25 protein-coding genes and 1 pseudogene are annotated in these 21,811 nt (G+C 66.7%); 11 read left to right on the forward strand and 15 right to left on the reverse strand.

Features of this window, described 5'->3' with window-relative positions; all coding sequences use genetic code 11:
* Window positions 1-296: 296 nt before the first annotated feature.
* Window positions 297-1,013, forward strand: coding sequence for a transporter substrate-binding domain-containing protein (locus tag ACEF39_RS18900; RefSeq protein WP_500286184.1), 717 nt, complete (start codon window positions 297-299; stop codon window positions 1,011-1,013).
* 36 nt (window positions 1,014-1,049) lie between these two features.
* Here the strand turns inward: ACEF39_RS18900 and ACEF39_RS18905 are convergent, their stop codons facing one another.
* Together ACEF39_RS18905 and ACEF39_RS18910 are read right to left on the reverse strand one after the other, a co-directional pair.
* Window positions 1,050-1,952: a LysR substrate-binding domain-containing protein gene (locus tag ACEF39_RS18905; RefSeq protein ID WP_500286185.1), complete on the reverse strand. Its 903-nt coding sequence runs from the start codon at window positions 1,950-1,952 to the stop codon at window positions 1,050-1,052.
* Window positions 1,953-2,196: 244 nt separating this feature from the next.
* Window positions 2,197-2,751 carry a GIY-YIG nuclease family protein gene (locus ACEF39_RS18910; protein ID WP_500286186.1) on the reverse strand — a complete coding sequence of 185 codons (555 nt, stop codon included), beginning with the start codon at window positions 2,749-2,751 and terminating at the stop codon, window positions 2,197-2,199.
* Between the two features lie 84 nt (window positions 2,752-2,835).
* Here ACEF39_RS18910 and ACEF39_RS18915 point away from each other — a divergent pair, with 84 nt between their 5' ends.
* Entirely contained in the window at window positions 2,836-3,633 is a 798-nt protein-coding gene (locus ACEF39_RS18915) for a D-alanyl-D-alanine carboxypeptidase family protein (protein WP_500286187.1), read from the forward strand.
* A gap of 68 nt (window positions 3,634-3,701) precedes the next feature.
* Entirely contained in the window at window positions 3,702-4,253 is a 552-nt protein-coding gene (locus ACEF39_RS18920; protein ID WP_500286188.1) for a hypothetical protein, read from the forward strand.
* Window position 4,254: 1 nt separating this feature from the next.
* Here ACEF39_RS18920 and ACEF39_RS18925 read toward each other — a convergent pair whose 3' ends face one another.
* Together ACEF39_RS18925 and ACEF39_RS18930 are read right to left on the reverse strand one after the other, a co-directional pair.
* On the reverse strand, window positions 4,255-4,818 hold the full coding sequence (locus tag ACEF39_RS18925; protein WP_500288051.1) for a TetR/AcrR family transcriptional regulator: 564 nt from the start codon (window positions 4,816-4,818) through the stop codon (window positions 4,255-4,257).
* Between the two features lie 48 nt (window positions 4,819-4,866).
* Window positions 4,867-5,463 carry an NAD(P)H-dependent oxidoreductase gene (locus tag ACEF39_RS18930; protein WP_500286189.1) on the reverse strand — a complete coding sequence of 199 codons (597 nt, stop codon included), beginning with the start codon at window positions 5,461-5,463 and terminating at the stop codon, window positions 4,867-4,869.
* 189 nt (window positions 5,464-5,652) lie between these two features.
* On the opposite strand from ACEF39_RS18930, the gene ACEF39_RS18935 reads away from it, so the two are divergent.
* Entirely contained in the window at window positions 5,653-6,057 is a 405-nt protein-coding gene (locus ACEF39_RS18935) for a response regulator (RefSeq protein ID WP_500286190.1), read from the forward strand.
* A gap of 11 nt (window positions 6,058-6,068) precedes the next feature.
* Here the strand turns inward: ACEF39_RS18935 and ACEF39_RS18940 are convergent, their stop codons facing one another.
* Together ACEF39_RS18940 and ACEF39_RS18945 are read right to left on the reverse strand one after the other, a co-directional pair.
* Window positions 6,069-6,896, reverse strand: a complete 828-nt coding sequence (locus tag ACEF39_RS18940) for an isocitrate lyase/PEP mutase family protein (RefSeq protein WP_500288052.1) — start codon at window positions 6,894-6,896, stop codon at window positions 6,069-6,071.
* 46 nt (window positions 6,897-6,942) lie between these two features.
* Window positions 6,943-8,283, reverse strand: coding sequence for an acetamidase/formamidase family protein (locus ACEF39_RS18945; protein ID WP_500286191.1), 1,341 nt, complete (start codon window positions 8,281-8,283; stop codon window positions 6,943-6,945).
* Between the two features lie 266 nt (window positions 8,284-8,549).
* On the opposite strand from ACEF39_RS18945, the gene aroQ reads away from it, so the two are divergent.
* Genes aroQ through accC form a run of 4 tightly spaced genes read left to right on the forward strand, consistent with a single transcriptional unit; the run spans window position 8,550 to window position 11,347 of the window.
* Window positions 8,550-9,002 carry a type II 3-dehydroquinate dehydratase gene (gene aroQ / locus ACEF39_RS18950; protein ID WP_500286192.1) on the forward strand — a complete coding sequence of 151 codons (453 nt, stop codon included), beginning with the start codon at window positions 8,550-8,552 and terminating at the stop codon, window positions 9,000-9,002.
* A complete protein-coding gene (locus ACEF39_RS18955; RefSeq protein WP_500286193.1) occupies window positions 8,999-9,421 on the forward strand; it encodes a lysozyme inhibitor LprI family protein in 423 nt (140 codons plus the stop codon). The genes aroQ and ACEF39_RS18955 overlap by 4 nt, the downstream gene beginning before the upstream one ends.
* A 54-nt stretch (window positions 9,422-9,475) precedes the next feature.
* Window positions 9,476-9,967: an acetyl-CoA carboxylase biotin carboxyl carrier protein gene (accB, locus tag ACEF39_RS18960; protein WP_500286194.1), complete on the forward strand. Its 492-nt coding sequence runs from the start codon at window positions 9,476-9,478 to the stop codon at window positions 9,965-9,967.
* A 12-nt stretch (window positions 9,968-9,979) separates the two neighbouring features.
* Window positions 9,980-11,347: an acetyl-CoA carboxylase biotin carboxylase subunit gene (gene accC, locus ACEF39_RS18965; RefSeq protein WP_089237274.1), complete on the forward strand. Its 1,368-nt coding sequence runs from the start codon at window positions 9,980-9,982 to the stop codon at window positions 11,345-11,347.
* 137 nt (window positions 11,348-11,484) lie between these two features.
* Here the strand turns inward: accC and ACEF39_RS18970 are convergent, their stop codons facing one another.
* Both ACEF39_RS18970 and ACEF39_RS18975 read right to left on the reverse strand, forming a co-directional pair.
* Entirely contained in the window at window positions 11,485-11,859 is a 375-nt protein-coding gene (locus tag ACEF39_RS18970) for a hypothetical protein (RefSeq protein WP_500286195.1), read from the reverse strand.
* On the reverse strand, window positions 11,856-12,821 hold the full coding sequence (locus tag ACEF39_RS18975; RefSeq protein WP_500286196.1) for a hypothetical protein: 966 nt from the start codon (window positions 12,819-12,821) through the stop codon (window positions 11,856-11,858). Before ACEF39_RS18975 ends, ACEF39_RS18970 begins: the two co-directional genes overlap by 4 nt.
* A gap of 150 nt (window positions 12,822-12,971) precedes the next feature.
* On the opposite strand from ACEF39_RS18975, the gene prmA reads away from it, so the two are divergent.
* From prmA to fis, 3 genes are all read left to right on the forward strand, one after another.
* Window positions 12,972-13,892 carry a 50S ribosomal protein L11 methyltransferase gene (gene prmA, locus ACEF39_RS18980; protein ID WP_500288053.1) on the forward strand — a complete coding sequence of 307 codons (921 nt, stop codon included), beginning with the start codon at window positions 12,972-12,974 and terminating at the stop codon, window positions 13,890-13,892.
* Between the two features lie 39 nt (window positions 13,893-13,931).
* Window positions 13,932-14,681: a DUF3426 domain-containing protein gene (locus ACEF39_RS18985; RefSeq protein WP_500288054.1), complete on the forward strand. Its 750-nt coding sequence runs from the start codon at window positions 13,932-13,934 to the stop codon at window positions 14,679-14,681.
* A 116-nt stretch (window positions 14,682-14,797) separates the two neighbouring features.
* Window positions 14,798-15,073 carry a DNA-binding transcriptional regulator Fis gene (gene fis, locus ACEF39_RS18990; RefSeq protein ID WP_006397198.1) on the forward strand — a complete coding sequence of 92 codons (276 nt, stop codon included), beginning with the start codon at window positions 14,798-14,800 and terminating at the stop codon, window positions 15,071-15,073.
* Window positions 15,074-15,206: 133 nt separating this feature from the next.
* On the opposite strand, the pseudogene ACEF39_RS18995 reads toward fis, so the two are convergent.
* The 7 genes and pseudogenes from ACEF39_RS18995 to ACEF39_RS19025 form a co-directional block, all read right to left on the reverse strand.
* Window positions 15,207-16,202, reverse strand: a pseudogene (locus ACEF39_RS18995) (phosphatidate cytidylyltransferase).
* Entirely contained in the window at window positions 16,199-16,828 is a 630-nt protein-coding gene (locus ACEF39_RS19000) for a lysophospholipid acyltransferase family protein (protein ID WP_500286197.1), read from the reverse strand. The pseudogene ACEF39_RS18995 and the gene ACEF39_RS19000 overlap by 4 nt, the downstream one beginning before the upstream one ends.
* A 12-nt stretch (window positions 16,829-16,840) precedes the next feature.
* Window positions 16,841-17,278 (reverse strand): hypothetical protein, encoded by a 438-nt coding sequence (locus ACEF39_RS19005; RefSeq protein WP_500286198.1) that lies wholly within the window; start codon window positions 17,276-17,278, stop codon window positions 16,841-16,843.
* A complete protein-coding gene (locus ACEF39_RS19010; protein WP_500286199.1) occupies window positions 17,275-18,609 on the reverse strand; it encodes a phosphatase PAP2/dual specificity phosphatase family protein in 1,335 nt (444 codons plus the stop codon). Before ACEF39_RS19010 ends, ACEF39_RS19005 begins: the two co-directional genes overlap by 4 nt.
* Entirely contained in the window at window positions 18,609-20,360 is a 1,752-nt protein-coding gene (locus ACEF39_RS19015; RefSeq protein WP_500286200.1) for a bifunctional alpha/beta hydrolase/class I SAM-dependent methyltransferase, read from the reverse strand. The genes ACEF39_RS19010 and ACEF39_RS19015 overlap by 1 nt, the downstream gene beginning before the upstream one ends.
* 39 nt (window positions 20,361-20,399) lie before the next feature.
* Entirely contained in the window at window positions 20,400-21,017 is a 618-nt protein-coding gene (locus ACEF39_RS19020) for a CDP-alcohol phosphatidyltransferase family protein (RefSeq protein ID WP_428703953.1), read from the reverse strand.
* A gap of 38 nt (window positions 21,018-21,055) precedes the next feature.
* Complete coding sequence (locus ACEF39_RS19025; protein ID WP_500286201.1) at window positions 21,056-21,685, reverse strand: hypothetical protein; 630 nt, start codon at window positions 21,683-21,685, stop codon at window positions 21,056-21,058.
* Window positions 21,686-21,811: the final 126 nt, after the last annotated feature.

The following is a 21,811-nucleotide window of genomic DNA, read 5'->3' on the forward strand; positions in this document are numbered from 1 at the left end:
CGACGGTACGTAGTCGGCGCCGTGCTGGCACCTGCGGCGTCGTCGTTGAACGACAGGTAGGCCATCCGGCAGTCATGCACGTGGATCGGCGTATCGATATCCACCTGCAGCCGTTACCGGTAGAACGCCATGGCACGCTCCAGGTCGGCGACGGGAACTTCAACGTGCAGGATGGGATTCATGGTGATCAGGCTTGGCGTGCAGGCGGATGAAACACAGGATCGCAGCTCTGCACACCACACGATAACGGCCACAGCTGGCATGCTGGGCAGCCCGACACCGAGCTGGAACCGCGCATGTCCCTGGCCACTCACCGTCATGCGTTGGCCCCGCTGGGCTTCCTGCGCGTTGCCATCAACCTCGGCAACCCGGTGCTGGCCCAGGGCGACGCCAATGCACCACGCGGGCCGTCGGTGGATCTGGCCACGGTTCTGGCACAGCGGTTGGGCGTGCAGGCCCACTTCAGTTGCCACGATGCGGCCGCATCGGTGGTGGCAGCAGCGAGCGACGATGCGTGGGACCTGGCCTTCCTGGCGGTGGACCCGGCACGCGCTGACCGCATTGCCTTCAGTGCACCGTATGTGGAAATCGAAGGAACCTACCTGGTGCGCAATGACAGCCCAGCACGGCAGGTTGCAGATCTCGATCACGACGGGCTGCGCATCGCGGTGGGCCGCGGCGCCGCCTACGATCTGTTCCTCAGCCGTGAACTGCGACAGGCAACGATTGAACGCGCCGATACCTCGGCCGCCGCCATCACCCTGTTCGACCAGCAGCGGCTGGATGCAGCGGCCGGCGTACGCCAACCCCTGCAGGCCTGGGCACAGGTGCATCCCGGCCATCGCGTGCTGGCAGATCGCTTCACCGTCATCCAGCAGGCGGTCGCAGCGCCCGTTGCTCGACCCGCAGCGGCGTTGCAGGCACTGTTCGCGGAAGTGGAAGCCATCAAGGCCGGGCCGCTGCTGGGCGAGGCCTTCGCACGCGCCGGGCAGGCAGTCACGCTGCTGCGCTGACGCACACGCCACAGCATCGCGCCTGCGCGACGGGCGCTATCCCGCGTCGGCGGCCTGCATGTGCCGCACATGCTCGGCCGCCTGCGCATGCAGCCATTCGCGGAAGGCCAGGAAACCACGGTGGCGTACCGAGCGCTGCGGGTACACCAGCCAATGCGGCCATGCGGTTTTCAGGCGCAGGTCCGACAACGCAACCAACTGGCCGGAATCCAGCAGCAGCCGCGCCCGCGTGACCCGCCCCAGTGCAACACCGACGCCGTCCAGCGCAGCGCGATGGTGGGCTTCGGAATCATCCAGCACCGCCACGAACCGCGCCGGTGGGCGCTGCCCGGTCAGCGCGAACCATGCGCCCCACGCGCCGTCAGGGTCTCCCAGCAGCGGCCACTGCGCCAACGGTAGGTGGCCGATGCCACCCATGCGCTCGATCAGTGCCGGGCTGGCCATCGGCAGCAGCCATTCGTCGAACAACGGTTCCACCACCAGTCCCGGCCATTGTCCGCTGCCCAGCCGCAGGGCTGCATCGAACTGCAGTTGCCGGTCGAAGTCGATCAGCCGCTCGCTCGACTGCAGATTGATTTCGATCTGTGGATGCGCGGCCACGAAGTTGCCCAGTCGTGGCACCAGCCATGCGCTGGCCATCGACGGCACGGCGCTGAGGGTAAGTACATGCTCTGGCCTCGCGGCGTACGGCTGGAAGGCTTCATTGATCGCATCCAGATGGGGCCCGACCTGATCCAGCAGGCGCTGTCCCTCCAGGGTCAAGGCCACACCGCGTGCCTGCCGGATCAGCAGCGGCTGGCCCAGGCGTTCCTCGAGCTGGCGCATCTGATGGCTGAGCGCACTGACCGTCAGGTTCATCGACGCGGCGGCGCGGGACAGGTTGCCCAGGCGTGCGGCAGCGACGAAGCCCTGCAGGGCATGCAGCGGTGGGCGGGACATAAGTCTTGAATTTCTCTCAAGTCGATCTTGCGGAAATGTCGCTTTTTGCGCCCCCCATGCTGCCCGTATCGTGCATTCCACTCAAGTGGAGGCGCAATCATGAACATCTTCAGCGGTCTGTTGTTCCTGCAGGGGCACGTGACCAACGTTGCCTTGGCCCAGCGTCTGGCCAATCCCGTTCCCGCAGCGCCCGATGCGCGCCGGGCACCGCGGCCGGCCAACGTCCCGGCCACCTCGGGAAGTGTCACCCGCCGCGCTGCAGGTGCTCCGGCAACCACGGCTCGGGATCGATAGCGAGCGCACGATACGCATCGAGGGCTTCGCGCAGTGCGACCACACCGACCGGCGTGCGCAGGCTTTCCTCTTCCGGCGCCTGCGCTGCGGCCCAGTCATGCAGCCGGTCCAGACGCTGGACCATCGCCGCCCGCAGCCACAGCCGCAGCGGATAGGTGTGATAGCCCTGCTGTGCCAGCGCACGTACCGCCTCGGCCAAGGCGGCGTTGGCCCCGCGCACCCATTCGGTGCGCCCACCGGCCTTGTCCTGCACCGTCATCGGTGCCGGCGCACGATGCAGCTTGAAGGGCCGGCGCAACTGCAGTTCCAGGTCACGCGCATCCCGCTCGGATTCCGCCTCGACCAGCGCACCCGCTTCCAGATCGAAGAACTCGAACCAGCGCCGATGCAGCGCACTGATCCGGCCCAGCGGATCGCGCGAGAAACCAATCTTCGCGTAGTCCTCCCAAGCACAGGGAAAGACGTAGGCGAAGACGCGGCCGTCGATGCGGATGCCTGGCTCCATGACCACAGGATCGCGTGGCGCGTATTCGCAGGATGTGCAGGTAATGCCCACGGCATGCGCACTTCCGGCTACGCTTGCGCGACCATGTCTTCATCGCACGCCCCTCGCCCGCCCGCGTCATCGATCACGATCGATGCCCTCTCCCTCGAGATCCTCCAGCAGCAGCACGCGGAGCTGCGACGACCGCCGGCCTCGCTGACCAAGCTGATGACGGCCTACACCGCGTACGACCTGCTCGCGCAGTCGGGCGGTTCGTGGTCGAACACGATCGCCATCGATCCGCGCGACGTACACGAGGTGGCCGACGATGAAACGCGGATGGGCCTGGTGCCCGGCGAACGCATCGCCCTCGGCAGACTGCTGGAGGGCCTGATGGTGGTTTCCGGCAACGATGCCGCGCTCGCCCTGGCCCGTCACTTGGCCGGATCGCAGGCGGCGTTCGCGCAGCACATGAACAACCACGCGCGGGCGCTGGGCCTGCACGATACACACTTCATCTCCGCGTCCGGCATCACCACCCCGGGCCATCTGTCGACCGCACGCGACATGGCGATGCTGGCCGCCCACCTGCTGGCGCGCTACCCGGGTCTGCTGGCGATCACCGCACAGCGCAGCTTCGCGCACCGCACGCTGCACAAGGCGAACCAGAACGCCCTGCTCGGCGAAAACGGTGTGGATGGCTTGAAGACCGGTTACACCCAGGCTGCGGGATTCTGCCTGGCGGCCACCGCCCGTCGCAGGTGCGCTGGGCACGCCTTGCCACTGCGCCTGATCAACGTGGTGTTGGGTGCTGATTCCCGTGCGTCGCGCGATGACCAGGTCCGCGCGCAGCTTGATGCGGGCTTCGCCATCGCCGAGAGGGCCGAGGCCCATCCCGTGTGACGGGCAGACCGGGCAGACACCAGATGCAATGCGCTCTATAGTCCAGCGCCCGAAGGAGTACCCCATCGATGGATCGACGCATCTTGTGCTGGATGCTTGCGCTGTCCTGCATGTTCGCAGCTGCACTCACCCATGCCGGCGAACTCACTCCTGCCGAGACCGACGCGCTGCAGAGGGATGTGCGATCACTGCTGTCCACGTTCGCCCGCGGCGATACCGATGCCATGATCGCGCGCACGCATCCCAGCGTGAAGCGGTTTGCCGGCGGCGATGCGGCCTATGCCAAGGCCGCGCGCGATGCGATGAAGACACTCGACGACATGGGCGTGAAGGTCATCCGCGATGATGTCGGTGAACCGACCCGCACCTATGCTGCCGGCGACGAGGAGGTCTGCTTCGTGCCACGGACCACGGTGTTCACCGTCGACGCGCAGACCGTGAGAAGCCTCGCCTTCATGGTCGCCATCCGGCACGTCGGTGAAACGCAGTGGCGCTACATCGATGGTGCCGCGATGCAGACGATGCCGGAGCTGCTGCGACAGCTGTTGCCGGACCTGCAGCCCGACGTGCCACTGCCACCGGTCAACGTCGAGCAACTCCAGGTCGCTCCGCGCACATGATTCAGGTGCTGCGCTTGACGATGGCGACGATCACGCGCTCCAGCTCGGCCTCGGCGGCCGCATGTTCCACCGCATCGGCCGCAACCGCTTCAGACAGGGTTTCGGCGGCACCGAGGATGGCCCAGAGGCCGCTGGCGGGCACGACCTCTCCCGCTGCGAATGGTCCCAGCCACCGCGCGCACTTGTCGATGAAATCCTGCTGATAGCAACGGCGCACCGCCCGCAGTTCCGGCGATCCCGCCAAGGCGGCGAGGATGTCCTGGATCTCGCTGCCCTGTGACAGCACGCAATCGATGTAGCCCGAGGCGATGGCACGCGCTCGATCCTTCAGCCGCGCCTTCGCGGCGCCGATACGCTCATCGAAGACCACGGTCTGCCTCTGGTCATAGTCGGCATACAGCGCGGCCAGCAAGCCGTTGCGGGTTTCGAAGTGGCCGTAGGCCAGCGGTTTGGCGACACCCGCCGCCTCGGCCAGGCGCCCCAGCGTCAGCGCATCGGTGCCCTCTTCGCCGACCAGCGCCCACGCCACGTCCAGCAGCTGGCGGGCACGCTGTTCGCGGGTCAGGCGGCGACGGAGCTCAGGCACGGCAGGGCTGGAAGGCAAGGGTGATCGTCAGGGCGCGGGGGTTCCGATCTTACGTCCGATGTCCACCGCCGTCTGCAGATGCGTTTCGGCCATGCCGCTGTCGGCATCCAGCAGCAGTGTGGATGACAGCACCGGCGCTCCGCAGTAATCGAAGATGCCCTGGTCGATCTGGGTCTTCATCGCCTCGCCATAGCCACGCCGGTCGATCATCTGTTGGCCCGCACCGCCCAGCGCCACCAGATGCACCTGCAACCGCTGCAGCTTCTTTTCCACCTTGCCATCGGCACCTTCGTCATAGGCCCAGCCCTGGGTGAAGACGCGATCGATCCACCCCTTCAGCAGCGCCGGGAACGACCACCAGTAGAGCGGATAGACCAGCACGAGCGTGTCGGCCACATCCAGCCGTGCGTGCTCGGCGGCCACATCGGCCGGCAGCGCTGTGGTTCTGCGGAAGAAAGCGTGGTCCTGCGCGTTGAAGCGAGGATCGAAACTTTCCGCCATCAGATCCACGGTGGTGACCGTGTTGCCGGCGTTGGCGTTGACGATGGCCTCGCCGATCCGCGCAGCGACGGCATGGGTGAGCGAGGCCGGTTCAGGATGTGCCACGACAATATGGGTATGCATGATGGGGCTCTGATGTTCACTAGTTACCAATGGTAACTACGATTGCAGCCAGCACCAGCACCATCGGTGGAATGCTGTTGCGCGCTGCGGTCGCTGTTGTGCACATCACAGCCACACCGGGCTGCCACGGCCTTGATGCCGGTAAGCGGATGCTTGCCAGACCAGAGCAGCATTCGCACGACAACACCCATGCAGAGCAACAACGAACGACCCGCACCGCTACCCCGCCTGCTCCTTGTGGAAGACCAGCTTGATCTGGCTGATCTGATGGAACAGGCCCTGACCGACGAAGGCAACGAAATCGCCCACGCCAACAGCGTCTTCGAGGCGTTGGGCATGCTCGACCGTGGCCACTTCGATGGCGCCGTGCTGGACGTGGAACTTCGTGATGGCGTGGTATTCCCTGTGGCCGATCGGCTGCTCGAACTGGGCATCCCCTATCTTTTCGCTTCAGCGGTATACGACCAGCTGGTGCCGGTCAGGCATCGGCGCGCGCCCTTCCTGGCCAAACCGTTCCATGTGCAGGGCCTGCAGCGCGCGGTGCGCGAAGCGCTCGGCAGGATGCCCCCCTCGTCGCCGGCACCGCCCCACTAGCCCGCACGCGCTTACGGCTTGAACAACCCGTTGAGCTCGGCACCTGACGGGGTGCCCGGCAGTGCGTCGAATGATCCACCGGCAAGCATCTGCCGGGAGGCGTCGAGAAAGCCTGCCCACGCACTGCGGGCCAGCGCACCGCCGACACTGACCCGGCGCACGCCGAGGCTGGCCGCCTGCTGCAGCGTCATCTGCCCGGGCGAACCGATCAGCAGGTTGACCGGCTTGCCAGCGGCGGCATCCACCACGGCGCGGATCTGCTCTGCGCTGCGGATACCCGGTGCGTACAGGCAATCCGCACCCGCCTGCGCATAGGCGCGGATGCGGGCCAACGTATCGTCCAGATCGGGGCGGCCGACGAAGAAGTTTTCCGCGCGCCCCACCAGCAGCACGTCGTGCCCGCTTTCATCGATGGCACGGCGCGCGGCCTGCAGCCGGGCCACGCTGTCTGCGATGCTGCGCAGCGGATGCTCCGCATCGCCGGTGGAATCCTCGATCGACAGGCCGGCCACGCCGGTGTCGATCGCCATCGACACACTCTCGTGCACCGCCTCCGGGCTGCTGCCGAAACCATCTTCGAAGTCGGCGTTCACCGGCAGATCGGTCGCCGCCACCATCGTTCGCAGATGGGCGAGAATCTCGCTGCGACCCATCGTCCCGTCAGGCTGCCCGTGGGCCCAGGCATGGCCGGAGCTGGTGGTGGCCAGTGCCTGCGCACCCAGCCGCGCCAGCGCCACGGCACTGCCAACATCCCATGGGTTGGGCAGCAGGAAGCAACCAGATGCATGAAGTGCCCTGAAGGCAGCCCGGCGGTTCTGGATCGCGTCGACACTCATCACGGACTCCTGGTTCATACGCCTTCCCAAGCTGCCATCAGGGCAATGGTCACTTGGCAGCGTGCTTCACGGCGGCGCCGCCCGGTGCCGCTGTCGTCTGCACCTTCAACCCCCGCAACACCACCTTGTCCAACTTCGCCGCCACGCCAACACTGCGCCCGGCCAGGTTGGCCACCTGGTACTGCACCGCCACGCCCAGCACCTGGGTCGCCTCGGACAACGTCAATCCATAGGCCTGGCGCAGCCACTGCAGCATGCCCGAGGTGGCGATGCGCAGCGCATCATCGCTGGACCCACCCTGGCCGAGGGTCATGATCTGCGTTGCCGATTCCACCCGCGGCGTTACGATCGCATGCTGCTTCAACAGCTCGACCTTCACCTCCACGTCCAGCGAGGTCTCCAGCGCCCACTGTGTGGTTTCGCCATCACCCTGCAAGGCGTGGCCATCACCCAGGTACATCAGGGCGCCTGGCTGCTGCACGGGCAGGTAGACCGTATTGCCCTCGACCACGGCGTTGAAATCCATGTTGCCGCCGAAATCAGCGGTATCACCGGTGGAGAACGGTGGGTAGCCGAAGCCCGGCGCAAGCGCCAGGCCGCCGAGCATCGGCTTCACCGGCACTTCGAAATGCCGCAGGCCACCGCTTGCCCCTTGCGGACGAGCGATGCCCTTGCTGCGGTCCAGTTGCCAGCGCACCGGTTTGCCCAGCCCGCCGGCTTCGGCGGCCACGCGCGGTGTCTTCAAGCGTCCCACCAGGCCATCCAGGCTGTCGGCATGGTCGCGGTTGAGCTTCAGCGAGGTCAGCGTGATCGCCAGCGTATCGCCCGGTTCGGCACCGACCACGAAGAAGGGCCCCACCTGCGGATTGCCGAACAGCGCACGGGTAACGCCGTTCTCGTCCACGCCGCCAGAGTCCAGTGTGCGGGTCTGCACCGAGTCCCCCGGCCAGATCACCAGCACCGGCGCGCGGTCGGCGCTGAACGTATTGGAATAGTCGGTAGGCGTGAACACATGACGCTGCGGTGCGGTCGAGGCCCGCGCCGGTACCTTCCATGCGCTGAAGGCGTGGACGGCACGCACTGCGCGGTTGTTGGTGTCCGGCTGATCGCTCTGTCCCTGCATCCGCGCGCCGTCAATGCGCCCGTCGAACCGGTAGCGCTGGCCCTGGCTGTCCGTTGCGGTGAACACCATCTGTCCGGCGCTCAGGGTGCCGGTGACCGGGTCGGCATCCAGCCGGCCGGCGATGCGCCCGCCCTGCACGTCCAGATGCAGGGTCTGGTAGTTCCTGTTGCCCCGCAGGTCGGTGGCAACGATCCATTGTTCGGCAGCCAGCGCATTCAAAGGCAGCATTGCCAGCAGCAGTGCCGGCAATCGCAAGGAGGTAGGCAAGGCGGGCATCCATGAACGCCGACATGGCGGGTAGGCGCAGTGTAGGGACACCCTGGCAACCTCCGCAGTGTCGTACGTAATGCGGCCCGGCGGTGGCGGCCAGACATGGGGAATGGTCGGCGCGCGCAATTTCCACTAGCTATAGTGAGCAGCCATGCGGCGCACGGCGTTTTCAAACGGTCGCTTTAAACACCACTAATTTCGCCGAACTGGACAGCATCCTCAGCTTCCGCCAGACTGCCGCCCTTTCCCGTCAATCGGATCCCATGGCGAAGCTGCTGGTCCTGCATGGCCCCAACCTCAACCTGCTCGGCACCCGCGAGCCGGAGGTCTACGGCCACACCACGCTGGCGGACATCGACCAGGCGCTGGTCGCCCAGGCCGCTACCGCGGGTCATGCGGTGGAGACCCTGCAGTCCAACGCCGAGCACGTCCTGGTGGATCGTGTGCAGGCCGCACGCAACGACGGAACCGCCTTCATCCTGATCAACCCGGCCGCCTTCACCCATACCTCGGTTGCCCTGCGCGATGCGCTGGCAGCGGTGGCGGTGCCGTTCATCGAGATCCACCTGTCCAACCCGCATACCCGCGAGCCCTTCCGCCAGCACAGCTATTTCAGCGACAAGGCGGTGGGCGTGGTGTGTGGCTTCGGTGCCGACAGCTACCGCTATGCGATGGACGCGGCATTGGCACGCGTGCAGGCTGCCGCCGCGTCATGAGCCTGTCGCGCGTCCTCGCCAGCGTTGTGCTGTGGGCCAGCCTGTGCGGCGTTGCCGCCGCGTCCGACCGTGAGGCCGAAGGCATCGACTGCGCGCATCCGACCACCACGATGGAGAGCGACCTGTGCGCCTCGGACGTGGCAGCGGCCGCCGACGTCGAACTCAACGCCGTCTACGCACAGGCGCGCAGGCAGCTGCGCACGCCGGCCAACGGCGGCAGCTGCAGCTACTGCGGCAACGCCGAACAGGAACTGGTGCTGGCCCAGCGCGCATGGATGCAGCTGCGCGACCACGACTGCCAGGCGGTGTATGCCCTCAACTCCGACGGCACCGCGCGCAATGGCGCACAGATGCGCTGCCTGATCACCCTCGCGCGCGACCGCACCCGGCAGCTGCGCGACTTCTACGAACTGCTTTGACCCGAGCGCAACGCGCTTCCCACCACACTGACATCAAAGAGCAAAGAGGCCACCATGGATCTCCGCAAAATCAAGAAGCTGATCGACCTGCTGGAAGAGTCGAACCTGGCTGAAATCGAAATCAAGGAAGGCGAAGAGTCGGTGCGCCTGTCGCGCGCTCCGGTGTCCGGCTACGGCATGATGCAGGCCCCGCCGCAGATGATGATGGCCGCCCCGGTCGCCGCCCAGCCGGCCACCCCGGCGATGCCGATGCAGTCGCCGACCGAAGCCTCCACCGGCGGCACCGCCAAGCCGGGCAACGCACTGCCGGAAGGCCACGTGCTGCGCTCGCCGATGGTCGGCACCTTCTACGCCTCGTCCGCTCCGGACAAGCCGGCGTTCGTCAGCATCGGCCAGCAGGTCAAGGCCGGCGAGACCCTGGCCATCATCGAAGCGATGAAGATGTTCAACCCGATCGAAGCCGATGCGTCGGGCACCATCGTCGCCATCCTCGGCGAGAACGGCCAGCCGGTGGAATTCGACCAGCCGCTGTTCGTGATCGGCTAAGGGGCGGCTGCCATGCTCGACAAAGTCGTCATCGCCAACCGAGGGGAAATCGCGCTGCGCATCCTGCGCGCGTGCAATACCCTGGGCATCCGCACGGTGGCCGTGCACTCCACGGTCGACCGCAACCTCAAGCACGTGGCCATGGCCGATGAATCGGTCTGCATCGGCCCGGCGTCGTCGGCGGAAAGCTACCTCAACATCCCGGCGCTGATCGCCGCGGCCGAGGTCACCGACGCCCAGGCCATCCACCCGGGGTATGGCTTCCTGTCCGAGAACGCCAACTTCGCCGAGCGCGTGGAAGAGTCCGGCTTCATCTTCATCGGCCCGAAGGCAGACACCATCCGCCTGATGGGCGACAAGGTCGAAGCGATCCGCGCCATGAAGTCGGCCGGAGTGCCGTGCGTGCCCGGCTCGGGTGGCCCGCTCGGCGAAGACATCGTCGCCAACACCAAGATCGCCCGTGAGATCGGCTACCCGGTCATCATCAAGGCAGCTGGTGGCGGCGGTGGCCGCGGCATGCGCGTGGTGCACGCCGAAGCCTCGCTGAAGACCTCCATCGAGACCACCAAGAGTGAGGCCAAGGCCGCGTTCGGCAATGGCGAGGTCTACATGGAGAAGTTCCTGGAGAATCCGCGCCACGTGGAGATCCAGGTGCTGGCCGACGGCCAGGGCAATGCCATCCACCTCGGCGAGCGCGACTGCTCGATGCAGCGTCGTCACCAGAAAGTGGTCGAGGAAGCGCCGGCACCGGGCATCACCACCGAGCAGCGCGAGCAGATCGGCAAGGTGTGCGTGGAAGCCTGCATCCGTATCGGTTACCGCGGCGCCGGCACCTTCGAGTTCCTGTACGAAGACGGCCGTTTCTACTTCATCGAAATGAACACCCGCATCCAGGTGGAGCATCCGGTTACCGAGATGGTCACCGGCATCGACCTGGTCGCCGAACAGCTGAAGATCGCTGCCGGCCAGAAGCTGTCGATCAAGCAAAGCGACGTGGTGCTGACCGGCCATGCGATCGAGTGCCGCATCAACGCCGAAGACGCCGAAACCTTCGTGCCGAGCCCGGGCACCATCACCGGCTTCCATGCACCGGGCGGCCCCGGCGTGCGCGTCGATACCCACATCTACAGTGGCTACCGCGTGCCGTCGAACTATGACTCGATGATCGGCAAGCTGATCGTGCACGGTCCGGACCGTGAGACCGCCATCGCCCGCATGCGGGTGGCGCTGAGCGAGATGGTGGTCGATGGCATCAAGACCAACATCGCCCTGCAGCAGCGGATCATGCGCGACAAGGGCTTCCAGGCCGGTGGCCAGAACATCCATTACCTGGAAAAGCGCCTTGCCGAGCGCAAGAGCAAGCCGATCGCGTTGACCTGATCGGCAACTGCTGTCGCTGGACACGAAAAGGGCGGGGATTTCCCCGCCCTTTTCTGTTTGCCGTCCGGTAGCGCCGGGCCATCCCCGGCGAAAAGGCAACCAGGCGCAATGCCGCCGGGCATGGCCCGGCGTTACCTTCAACGCTTGTCGGCCACTTCCGCGGGAATCTGCGAGTTCGCCAAAGGACGCACGCCGTTCGGCGAGGTCGGATCGACGATCACCATGGTCTCGCTGGAGCCATCCGGCCACACCACCTGGAAGGTGCTGCCGGCCGGCAACGACGAGAACGGCACGCCACTCTGCGCGCGGTAAACGGCAGCAACCTGGCTGGCACCGGCACGGCGTATATCTTCCTGCGCCTTCACCGAGGTCAGTTCCACCTTCGACAGATGCCGGTAGCGGTCCTCGTAGGTGTCGATCATCAGCAGGCCCACGGCACCGGCCGAGTACGCCACGAACAACACCACCCAGAACCAGAACTTGGCCCCATGCAGGAATCGACGGTAGTTCATCGCCCGTCCCTCGTTCCAATCAATCGCTTGATCCATTCCTTCATTTTCCCCGCACCTTGCCGCGAAACCGCGGCGTCATACACAAATTCACGGAAGTCCTGCGTTCCATCCGGCGAACAGATCCCTCCATTCGCACAAAAACTGTTGACCAGCACGCTGTCGGCTCCACAGGGAAGACCGAGTTCGCAGGCCGCAACCCGCCATGCCAGTTCACTCAGCTGTTCACCGGCCACCATGCCGGTCAACGCCTTGTCGCCCGCCGCACGCAATCCCATGCCCGGCGCGATTGCCATATAGGCTTCCGGATCGCGCGAGGTACGTACGCGCTCGACCAGATCACGGCGGTACTGCTCGTTGTCGTGCAGCGGCTCACCTTCGGCAAACAGCGCCGCTTCAGCAGCGAGGTTGCCCTGCTGGGCCGCACGACGGCGCTCGCCGAGCACCAGCGCCGGCCCCAGCTTGTCGCCGGGCACGAAGCCACCGCAGCGCTGCGCCACCCGCTCGCGCGCCTCCACCATCTCCGGTGCAGCACTCAGGCCGAGGCCGGACAGCACGTTGTTGTCCAGGCGATAGCCGCCCGGATCAACGGCGTACTGCGCGCAGTAGTCATAGACCCGGCTGAGCATCCAGCGCGCCTCATGGTTGCCCTGGTCGGCCTGCACGCGCAGGCGCTGCGCGTAGGCGTACAGATCGGTGGCACTTTCGATGTCGGCGCGGATATCCAGCGGCAGGCCCGAAGGCAGCGCGGTGCCACGTTCAAAAGCGGTGAGGCGGCGTGACAGTGCTTCCGGCATCATCGGCGCAAGCGCCCCCTGCACATCGCTGGCCTGGGCAGCCAGCGGTACATCGCCGCGCGCGTCCATGTCCCGGCTGTGGCCATTGGCCCGATAACCGGCCACGCCCAGCACGGCCACGGCCGGCAGGACGAGCAACCAAGTTTTCAGGGTCGGGGCGAAAGCCATCGGCAACGGTCGGTGGTACGGCGCACAGGAAAGCGCCGAGTTTAGCAAGGCCCGTGAGGCCTGTCTGAATCGGCTTCGTTCATCTCAAGGCATACGGAGACGCCGTGATGGTCTAGCATGGCCCCCTTTCCCGCGATTGCCCTCACCGCCATGCCGTTCCTGGAACTGACCCTGCGTTGCACCGAAGCCACCCAGCCCCGCTATGAGAATGCGCTGGAGGACGTCGGCGCGCTGGCGGTGACCCTGCTTGATGCCGAAGCCGACACCAGCAACGAGCAGGCCATCCTGGAGCCCGGCGTGGGCGAGACCCCGCTGTGGGACACCTTGGTGCTCAGCGCGCTGTTCCCGGCCGACAGCAACGCCCTGCTGCTGCTGGCCGCGCTGGAAGCCTTCGACCCGGAGCTGGACTGGAGCAACGGCAGCTTCCGCGCCGTGGAAGACCAGGACTGGGAGCGCGCGTGGCTGGACCAGTTCCAGCCGATGGACTTCGGCAGCCGCACCTGGATCGTGCCGTGGAACCATGAGCTGCCGGAGGCCGCGCAGGCTGCCGACGCCGCCATCGTGCGCCTCGACCCGGGCCTGGCGTTCGGCTCGGGCACCCACCCGACCACCGCGCTGTGCCTGCGCTGGCTGGACCAGTTGGCCGTTGATGGCCAGCTGCAGGGCCAGCGCGTGCTCGACTTCGGCTGTGGCTCGGGCATTCTCGCCCTGGCCGCGCTGAAGCTTGGTGCCGCCCAGGCCATCGGCGTGGACAACGACCCGCAGGCGCTGATCGCCACCGCCGACAACGCCGAACGCAACGGCGAACAGGCGCGCATGCAGGTGTACCTGCCGCAGGACGAACCGGTCGCCACCTATCCGATCGTGGTCGCCAACATCCTGGCCTCCGCGCTGGATGCACTGGCCGAACTGCTGGCCGCCCGTGTCGCCACCGGTGGTCGCATTGCCCTGTCGGGCATCCTGCAGGGCCAGGAAGACGAACTGCTGCAGCGCTATGCGACGTGGTTCGACGACCTGCAGGCCACCCAGGATGGCGACTGGATGCGTATCACCGGCGTACGCCGCGCCTGATCGTGGTTGAATGACCGCTGGATCCGAGCCCGCGTGAGCATGTCCGAGCCGAACCCACCGCGCCGTCCCCTGGCCACGTTCCTGCGCACCGCGCAGGAGCGCGATGCCACGCCTGAAGCCACCGGACCGCGTGAACCGGTGCCGACCGATGCAGCGCCGGTGATCGACGACATAGACCCGGCAACGGACATCGTGGCGGCAACAGAAGCAGAATCGCTGGTTGCCGATGATCCAATCATCGAACCGGCCTTCACTGCCACACCCGGCATCGTTGCCACCGTCGCCGATGCGCCCAGCTTCCTCGGCGTGCGCCCACGGGCGCAGCCAACCCCTCGCTGGCATTGGCTGCTGGTGGCCGCATTGGCACTGCTGCTGTTGCTGCAGAGCGTGCTTGCCGATCGTGCACGGCTGGCCGCCGATGCCGGCACCCGGCCGTGGATCAGCGCGCTGTGCAACGTGCTGCGCTGCACGCTCCCCGCCTGGCGCGAGCCCACTGCATTCACCATGACCAGCCGTGAAATCCGCCCGTTGCCGGCCCAGGCCGGCGTCCTGCAGATCCAGGCCAGCATCCGCAACGACGCGCGCTGGCCGCAGGCATGGCCGGATCTGCGCCTGTCGCTGTCCGATGCCGATGGTCGCGTGATCGGCACCGGCGTGTTCTCACCGGCGCAGTACCTCGGTGAAAACCCCGGGGCGGCCCCGCTGGAACCGGGTCAAAGCGCGCGCATCGCCTTCCGCGTGCAGGAACCTGCCGCATCCACGGTCGCATTCACCTTCGAGTTCCTTTGACCTTGGTCGGACCGTCCGGTCGTGGCAGGTCGGGCACGCTCGCGCTAGACTGACCGCCATCACCTCATCCGGTCCGGCGCCCCGCGTGCATGGACCAACCAGATCGGGAACCCCCCTTGAACGCTGTCCTTTCTCGTCCTGACAACAGTCGTGGCGCTGCCCGGCCACCGCTGCGCGAACACGTGGCCCAGTCCGTGCGCCGTTACCTGCGCGACCTCGATGGCTGCGATGCGGACGATGTCTACGAGATCGTACTGCGCGAGATGGAGATTCCACTGTTCGTGGAAGTGCTCAACCATTGCGAAGGCAACCAGAGCCGCGCGGCGGCGATGCTGGGCATCCACCGCGCCACCCTGCGCAAGAAGCTGAAGGAATACGGCATCAGCGCGTAAGCGCCGCATGGGTAGTGCCGGCCGCTGGCCGGCAATCGCAACACGCTGTCATCGTTCATGAGGTTGCCGGCCAGCGGCCGGCACTACCGGCTCGGGTAGATCCACGCCATGCGTGAATGGCCCTCTGGCGGAATCACCCGCCGCCACCCGCCTTCCAGTAGTAACGCACCACGTGGAAGAACACCGGCGCGGCGAAGCACACTGAATCCAGCCGATCGAGCATGCCGCCATGGCCCTCGATCATGTTGCCCCAGTCCTTGATGCCGCGGTCGCGCTTGATGGCCGACATCACCAGGCCGCCCCAGAACCCCATCAGATTGATCAGCAGCGACAGGCCGAATGCCTGCAGCGGCGTGAACGGGGTGATCCACCAGAGTGCGGCACCCAGCGCGCTGGCACAGAGCACGCCGCCCACGAAGCCTTCCACCGTCTTCGACGGCGACAGCTTCGGCGCGATCAGGTGCTTGCCCAGCAGCTTGCCCCAGATGTACTGCAGCACGTCCGACGACTGCACCACGATCACCAGAAAGGCGAACAGCAGCACGTTGCGCGCCGGATCGTAGCCCGGCACGCGCAGGTTCAGCAGCAGCGGCACATGCGAGATGCAGAACACGCAGATCATCAGGCCTCACTGCACCTTCGACGTGCGCTCCAGGTAGTGGGTGGTGTCGCCACCGATGGTGGCCAGGATCGGCAGAAACAGGAACGCATATACCGGAATCAACAGCGTGTACATGCCGTACCAGTCGATCCACACCAGGTAGTACTGCCACGGCAGCACGATGTAGAAGGCAGCCAGCAACGCGTAGTAATCGCCTGATCGTGTCGGCGCCAGGGTGATGAACTCACGCAGTGCGAACAGCGAGATGATCGCGAACAGCACGATCACGCCGGCGCGTCCGAAAAACAGCGCCAGCCCGACCACGATGGCCATCACCCACCACGCACGAATACGCGAGACCAGGTTGGCGATCACCGCGCTGGGCTTGCCGCGCTGGCGCCAGCGCAGCGTCTCGGCCACCAGCGTGGCCACCACCAGCACCGCACCTACCCCGGCAAACAGCAGGCCGGTCTGCTGGCCCACGCTGCGCGCGGCAAGATCACCGGATACATCGATCATGAAGCTCATGCGCGGCCTCCGTTCGGGGCCAGCGCCAGCAGTGCCTGGCGGCTGCGCGCCAAGAACGCGGCCTTGTCCTCATCGGCCTGCAGCCGCAGTGGCGAGCCGAACGTCGCCGTGCACAGCAGCGGCAGCGGCAGGAAACGCCCCTTCGGCATCACCCGCTTCAGGTTGTCGATCCACACCGGCACAAATTCCAGCTCCGGGCGTTGCCGGGCCAGATGGTAAATGCCGCTCTTGAACGGCAACAGCGGCTCATCGCCTATATTGCGCGTGCCTTCCGGAAACAGGATCAACGAACAGCCCCCGTCCACCGCATCGCGCAGCACCTGCAGAGGATCCTGATGGCGGTTGCCCGCCTCGCGTTCCACCAGCACGCCATTGAACACTGCATCGATCAGATAGCGACGCAGACCATCGCGCTGCCAGTACTCGGCGGCGGCGACCGGCCTTACCTGGCGCCGCAATGCCGGCGGCATCGACGACCAGATCAGCACGAAATCACCATGACTGGCATGGTTGCCGTAGTAAACGCGGTGCTCGCTGGACGGCGCACAGCCGACCCACAGCGCGCGTGCCCCGGTCACTACGTGGATGGCCGCACTGCAGGCGCGGGCAATCAGTTCAGCGAACATCGGCACCTCCAGTCAGGTCTGCGGCCACAACACGGCCAGCAGCAGGGCTGCAAACTGAAGCAGCGTGGCAGCGTACTGGCGCATCAGCAGGCGACGCATACCGGTCCAGCGTGTGTCCCAGCCACGCGTCGGCGCCTGTGCGTCAAGCCTGCGCAGGCCGGCCGAGTGCAGTGCCTGGTCCACCCGTTGTGCCGCGTCTTCGCCCTGCACGCCTTCCTGCTGCAGCAAGTGCAGCAGGCTGGCATCCAACTGCACCCGCACCGCGTAGTACGCCTGCACAACGCCGGCCACCAGGCTCAGCAGCAGCAGGCCAGCGGCGAACATCGCCAGCCCGGGCTCGATGCCAAGCAGCAACAGGGCCACCAGCAGCAGCCCCAGCGACAGCGCTGCAGGCAAACGTCCCTGTCGCAGCAGCAGATGCATCATCGGCAGATCAGGCACAGCGCTCATGCAACGGTCTCCTGCGCGGCAGCGGCCGCGATCGCCTGTAGATGAACGTCACGCAGCACGATGCTCGGCCGCGCGGTGCGTACGATCGCCACCGCTTCAGCCACATCGCGCGCACGGCCGGTGCGCAGCAACCAGGTCGCCACGCTGGCCGCGCTGCGCGAATAGCCCAGTGCGCAACACACCAGCACCGGGCCGTGGTCACGCAGGCGTTCGATGGCGTCCGCCGCCGCACGCAGCTGCGCCGCCGATGGCACCACCAGGTCCAGCATCGGCACGCTGGCATACGCTGCCCCTGGCGCGCGACAGGAAAGCTCGGCACAGGTGTCGACCACCCCCACCAGCGGCGCCGGTAGTGCGGCAGCCGGCAGTCGACCCAGCCAGACGGTGTCGATGACCGGCACCGGCTGCGGCGCGCGCCGCGTCCACAATCGCGAGTTGATCCACGCCGCGCCCAGGTACGGTGCCAGCAGCCAGCGCGCGGCCATCGTCAACCGGCCATCGGTGCGCTTCTGGAACACCGCCGTGCCCAGCCCCGCATAGGCCAGCGACACCAGCAACAACGACACCATCGGCCACAGCAGCCACAACGCGATGCCGCGCAGCATCACCACCGGCACCAGCAACAGAGCGGCACCCAGCGCATACAACGCCGCCAGCCGCCAACGTTTCGCGTCGCCCGTGGCCTGCCACGCACGCAGCGGCGGTGTGCCCTGCTCCGGCCACAGCCACACGCACAACCAGCCGGCCAGCAGCCCGGTGGGAATATCGATGAAATGATGTTGGAACGTGGTCAGCACCGAAATGCCGATCAGCAGCGCCCACACATGCAGCAGCAGCCGCCAGCCTCCGTGCAGGTACTGCGCGAACTTCACCCACAGCACGATCAACAGCACGATATGCAGTGACGGCGCCTGGTTGAACGGCTTGTCGAAGCCCAGCAGCACGTCGAACAACCAGCCGAACACCCCGCCGATTTCCGGCCGCTCGAAGCTGAAGCGCAATGGCCACAGCAGGAAGCAGACCACCGCGATCACCTGCGCACTGAGCAGGCGCAGCGCGTGCCGGTCCAGCTCCAGCCGGCGCCGGCACAGGAAGAACGAGACCGCATAGAACAGGTCGATCGACCAGTACGGCACGATCGTCCACGGCACGAACGGAATCTGCGTCTCCCAGGCGAACGCCAACACCGGCAGCTCGGCGTGGCGGCCCGCCATCCAGTTGGCAAAGCCATAGCTGGCGAAGAAGAACGGACCCAGCAGGACCAGCCACAGCAGGGCGCGCCGCCACGGGCGCGCCTCGCTGGGTGATGCGGTTGCCACCAGCGTCGCCATCACGCGATCCGGCGTGCCAGCGATACAGTGAAGATGCCGAAGTCATCGATGCGCTGGGCGACCTTCTGGAAGCCGGCCAGGCGCACCAGTTCGTCCATCTCATGCTGGGTACGACGGCGCATCACCCACGCCGCGCCACCACGGTGGCTGGTCAATGCACGCGCGATGAACTCCAGCTGCGGATGCCACGGCTGCCCGGTATAGGCCAGGTAACCGCCCACCGGCACCGTCGCAGCGATACCCTGCAGCGAACGCAGTACGGCATCGTTGTCCGGGAACAGTTCGTACAGGCCCGATACCACCGCCAGCGTCGGCGCCGGGTCCACCGCCGCCAGCTGTGCCGGGTCGAACGCATCGCCCTGTTCGAAGCGGGCGATGTCGGCCGCGCCGAGGCCCTCGATCAGGGCCTTGCCCTGCGTTACGTTCAGCTCGCTGAAATCGCGCAGCACGATGCGGTCGGCACGCTGTTCGCCCTGGCCGAGTGCTTCCAGCACGTAACGGCCATGGCCGGCCGCCACGTCCAGCACGCGCACCGGCGCACCCTGCCCGCGCAGTCGCTGGGCAGCATCGCGCAGCAGTTCCTGCAGATGCCTGCCGCGTACGCGGATGCCGCGCCAACCGATCGCATCCAGATAGTTGCGGTCGATCATCCGGCCCAGCGGGCCCTTGCCCCGCGCTTCATCACGGTAGATGTAGTCCAGCGTGCTGCCCGAGTCGAAACCGGTCTGCAGGCCCAGCGCGATGCCCTCGGACAGCGTGCCACCGAAGCACAGTCCACCGCGCACCACGCGCCAGCGCAGGTCGGCCAGGCTGTTGCGCTCCGGTGGCCACGACAGGATCTCCGATTCCTCGAAGGTCGGGCCATGCCGATGCGCATCGCGCCGCGACAGCTCCTGCAGTGGTTCGGCAAAGCGTGCCTGGATGAAGCTGCGCACGCGAGCCAGTGCCGGTGCACGGTCGCGCTCGCCCAGGGTGTCGTGGAAGAAGCCCGGCAGGTGCACGCGCTCCTTGATCGGGCTGGACAGGCGTTCGTAGAAACGGTCCTGCGGGCCGCGATGCACCACGAAATCCGAACCGGACACCAGCAACTGCACCGGCACGCTGATCGCCTGCGCGTCGGCCACGATGCGGTCGGCGGCTTCATACAGGCCCAGCAGCACGCGCACCGAAATCGGCCGGGTGATCAGCGGATCGGTGCGGTAGCTTTCCACCCGTGCCGGGTCGTGGGTCAGCCATTGCGGCTTGACGTAGCTGTTGACGAAGAAGTTGCCGCGCAGCTTCTGCATCAGCGCCAGCCCTGCGCGTGCGAACGGCACGTACAGCTTCACCTTGAAGGCGGGCGAGGCCATCACCAGTGCGCGCAACCGCGGTGCGTAATCGTGTACCCAGGTGGCGGCAACCACCGCGCCCACGCTCTGCGCGATGACCACGATGTCCTCGATCGCGATGCCGTGCTCGGCACCGATGTGGGCGATGAAACTGTCCAGGTCGCGTACCAGCGCCGGGAAGCCCGGTGCGTCGCCGCGCGGGCCGGGCGAGCGGCCATTGCCGCGCGCGTCCCACGCAAAGAAGGCCGTGTCGGGCAGGTCCAGTTCATCGACCAGATGGGTGACCCGGCCGGAGTGTTCATGGCCGCGATGCAGCAGCACGATGGCCTTGGCCGGCGTGGTTGCCGTGGTACTCGGCCAGTACCGGTAGAACAGCGGTACCTGGTCGAAGCTGTGGAATTCCCGTTCCTGCGCCTGACGCATGCAATCTCCGTATTGGAATGGCGTGTAGCCGTGTTGTGTTTACTGCGGCGAAACCGCCGATTCCTTCAATCCCCGGCGTACGCGGTTGACCATCGTCACCCCGCACAGCACCGCCATCGCAGCGGCCACGCCGCTGACCGTCATCGCACCTGCCCAGCCAAACGCCAGCAACAGGCCCAGCACGCCGATCACGAACGCGCGGTCGCTCTTGCCCATCGGGCCGTCATAGCGGCGGCTGGCGCCGACCATCAGGCCCAGTACGCCGGCGTACTCGCTCAGCGCGGCGGCCCAGGCCAGCAGCCACAGTGCCTCCGCACGCACGCCCGGCACGCTGAGCAGGCTCAGGTACAGCGCCGCGTCGGCGATCACGTCGCACAATTCGTTCAGATAGGCGCCCAGCCGCGATTGCTGGCCGAACTCACGGGCCAGCATGCCGTCGACGGCGTTGAGGGCCATGCGCAGCAGCATCCACAGCGGCAGGGCCAGATACAGCAGCGGCTGGGCGGGGGCGCAGTACCACACGGCGGCAGCCACCAGCAGCGAGACCACGGCCGCAGCCACGGTCACCACGTTGGCGGTGACGCCCATGCGGTACAGGCCGCGTACGGCCGGACGCAGCAGGTCCTGGAAACGTCCTTTCAATGCATAGATCGACACGATCTGAACCCGCTAATCCTTGGCAGTGCGGGCACAGCCTACCCTATCGAATGTCGGTTCCGGCAGTTTGGCGGGGCCAGCCACTCCTCCCATGGCAGCGCCGCATCGATATGGCGGCGCAGCCATGCCAGGTCGTGGCTGCGCTGCAGGGCGCTGCGTATTGCCTGCGCGGCGCGCCCCTTGGCCGCGGTATCGACATAGCCTCCCTGCAACAGCAGCAGCCGGAACACGCCACCGCGCGAACGCTGGAAGTGGATGATCCCGCCTGCAGGCAGCACGATCGCGCCCTCGTCGAGCCCGTCGGCATACAGATACAGCTCGAAGTGGACCAGCCAGCGCTGCGCGTGCATCACCTGCAGCAGCTCTGCCAGGCTCGGCGCGCGCCGACGGGGTGCGATGGCATCGCCGTACCAGCGCTTGTCGACATCCAGGTAGAGCTTGAACTCCAGCCGTCGCCAGCGCCGGCGTTCGCGGCGCTGCACGTCCCAGGACAGAATCTCCGCATGCTCGCCCCAGCGCTCCTCGGCCTCGGCCTGCAGCGCCGGCACATCGCCCGGGTCGAACCACGCGGCGCCCTGTCCACAGCGCACGTAGTACACGTAGCGGGCCAGGAACATCAGCGAGCCCTCGGCATCGAGGGCGGCCTGCAGGCGGGTGGAGACGGTCATGGGGCGGGCATCCTCGCGCAGGGAACAGACAGCACCGTGCCGTGCCGGATGGTCACAGGCAAGCCATGGGCAGTGCCCAACACGGCCTGGTCGCCCCCGGGGCGCGGCAAATCTGCCCTCGCAGCC

It is taken from the genome of Stenotrophomonas indicatrix (assembly GCA_041545745.1).
Taxonomy (GTDB): Bacteria; Pseudomonadota; Gammaproteobacteria; order Xanthomonadales; family Xanthomonadaceae; genus Stenotrophomonas; species Stenotrophomonas indicatrix_A.

What these genes read in the sequence shown, in the direction of transcription:
- ACEF39_RS18900 (WP_500286184.1), top strand. Translation starts at nt 297, where the DNA reads ATGTCCCTGGCCACTCACCGTCATGCGTTGGCCCCGCTGGGCTTCCTG.
- ACEF39_RS18905 (WP_500286185.1), bottom strand. Translation starts at nt 1,952, where the DNA reads ATGTCCCGCCCACCGCTGCATGCCCTGCAGGGCTTCGTCGCTGCCGCA.
- ACEF39_RS18910 (WP_500286186.1), bottom strand. Translation starts at nt 2,751, where the DNA reads ATGGAGCCAGGCATCCGCATCGACGGCCGCGTCTTCGCCTACGTCTTT.
- ACEF39_RS18915 (WP_500286187.1), top strand. Translation starts at nt 2,836, where the DNA reads ATGTCTTCATCGCACGCCCCTCGCCCGCCCGCGTCATCGATCACGATC.
- ACEF39_RS18920 (WP_500286188.1), top strand. Translation starts at nt 3,702, where the DNA reads ATGGATCGACGCATCTTGTGCTGGATGCTTGCGCTGTCCTGCATGTTC.
- ACEF39_RS18930 (WP_500286189.1), bottom strand. Translation starts at nt 5,463, where the DNA reads ATGCATACCCATATTGTCGTGGCACATCCTGAACCGGCCTCGCTCACC.
- ACEF39_RS18935 (WP_500286190.1), top strand. Translation starts at nt 5,653, where the DNA reads ATGCAGAGCAACAACGAACGACCCGCACCGCTACCCCGCCTGCTCCTT.
- aroQ (WP_500286192.1), top strand. Translation starts at nt 8,550, where the DNA reads ATGGCGAAGCTGCTGGTCCTGCATGGCCCCAACCTCAACCTGCTCGGC.
- ACEF39_RS18955 (WP_500286193.1), top strand. Translation starts at nt 8,999, where the DNA reads ATGAGCCTGTCGCGCGTCCTCGCCAGCGTTGTGCTGTGGGCCAGCCTG.
- accB (WP_500286194.1), top strand. Translation starts at nt 9,476, where the DNA reads ATGGATCTCCGCAAAATCAAGAAGCTGATCGACCTGCTGGAAGAGTCG.
- accC (WP_089237274.1), top strand. Translation starts at nt 9,980, where the DNA reads ATGCTCGACAAAGTCGTCATCGCCAACCGAGGGGAAATCGCGCTGCGC.
- ACEF39_RS18970 (WP_500286195.1), bottom strand. Translation starts at nt 11,859, where the DNA reads ATGAACTACCGTCGATTCCTGCATGGGGCCAAGTTCTGGTTCTGGGTG.
- ACEF39_RS18975 (WP_500286196.1), bottom strand. Translation starts at nt 12,821, where the DNA reads ATGGCTTTCGCCCCGACCCTGAAAACTTGGTTGCTCGTCCTGCCGGCC.
- prmA (WP_500288053.1), top strand. Translation starts at nt 12,972, where the DNA reads ATGCCGTTCCTGGAACTGACCCTGCGTTGCACCGAAGCCACCCAGCCC.
- ACEF39_RS18985 (WP_500288054.1), top strand. Translation starts at nt 13,932, where the DNA reads ATGTCCGAGCCGAACCCACCGCGCCGTCCCCTGGCCACGTTCCTGCGC.
- ACEF39_RS19000 (WP_500286197.1), bottom strand. Translation starts at nt 16,828, where the DNA reads ATGTTCGCTGAACTGATTGCCCGCGCCTGCAGTGCGGCCATCCACGTA.
- ACEF39_RS19005 (WP_500286198.1), bottom strand. Translation starts at nt 17,278, where the DNA reads ATGAGCGCTGTGCCTGATCTGCCGATGATGCATCTGCTGCTGCGACAG.
- ACEF39_RS19010 (WP_500286199.1), bottom strand. Translation starts at nt 18,609, where the DNA reads ATGGCGACGCTGGTGGCAACCGCATCACCCAGCGAGGCGCGCCCGTGG.
- ACEF39_RS19015 (WP_500286200.1), bottom strand. Translation starts at nt 20,360, where the DNA reads ATGCGTCAGGCGCAGGAACGGGAATTCCACAGCTTCGACCAGGTACCG.
- ACEF39_RS19025 (WP_500286201.1), bottom strand. Translation starts at nt 21,685, where the DNA reads ATGACCGTCTCCACCCGCCTGCAGGCCGCCCTCGATGCCGAGGGCTCG.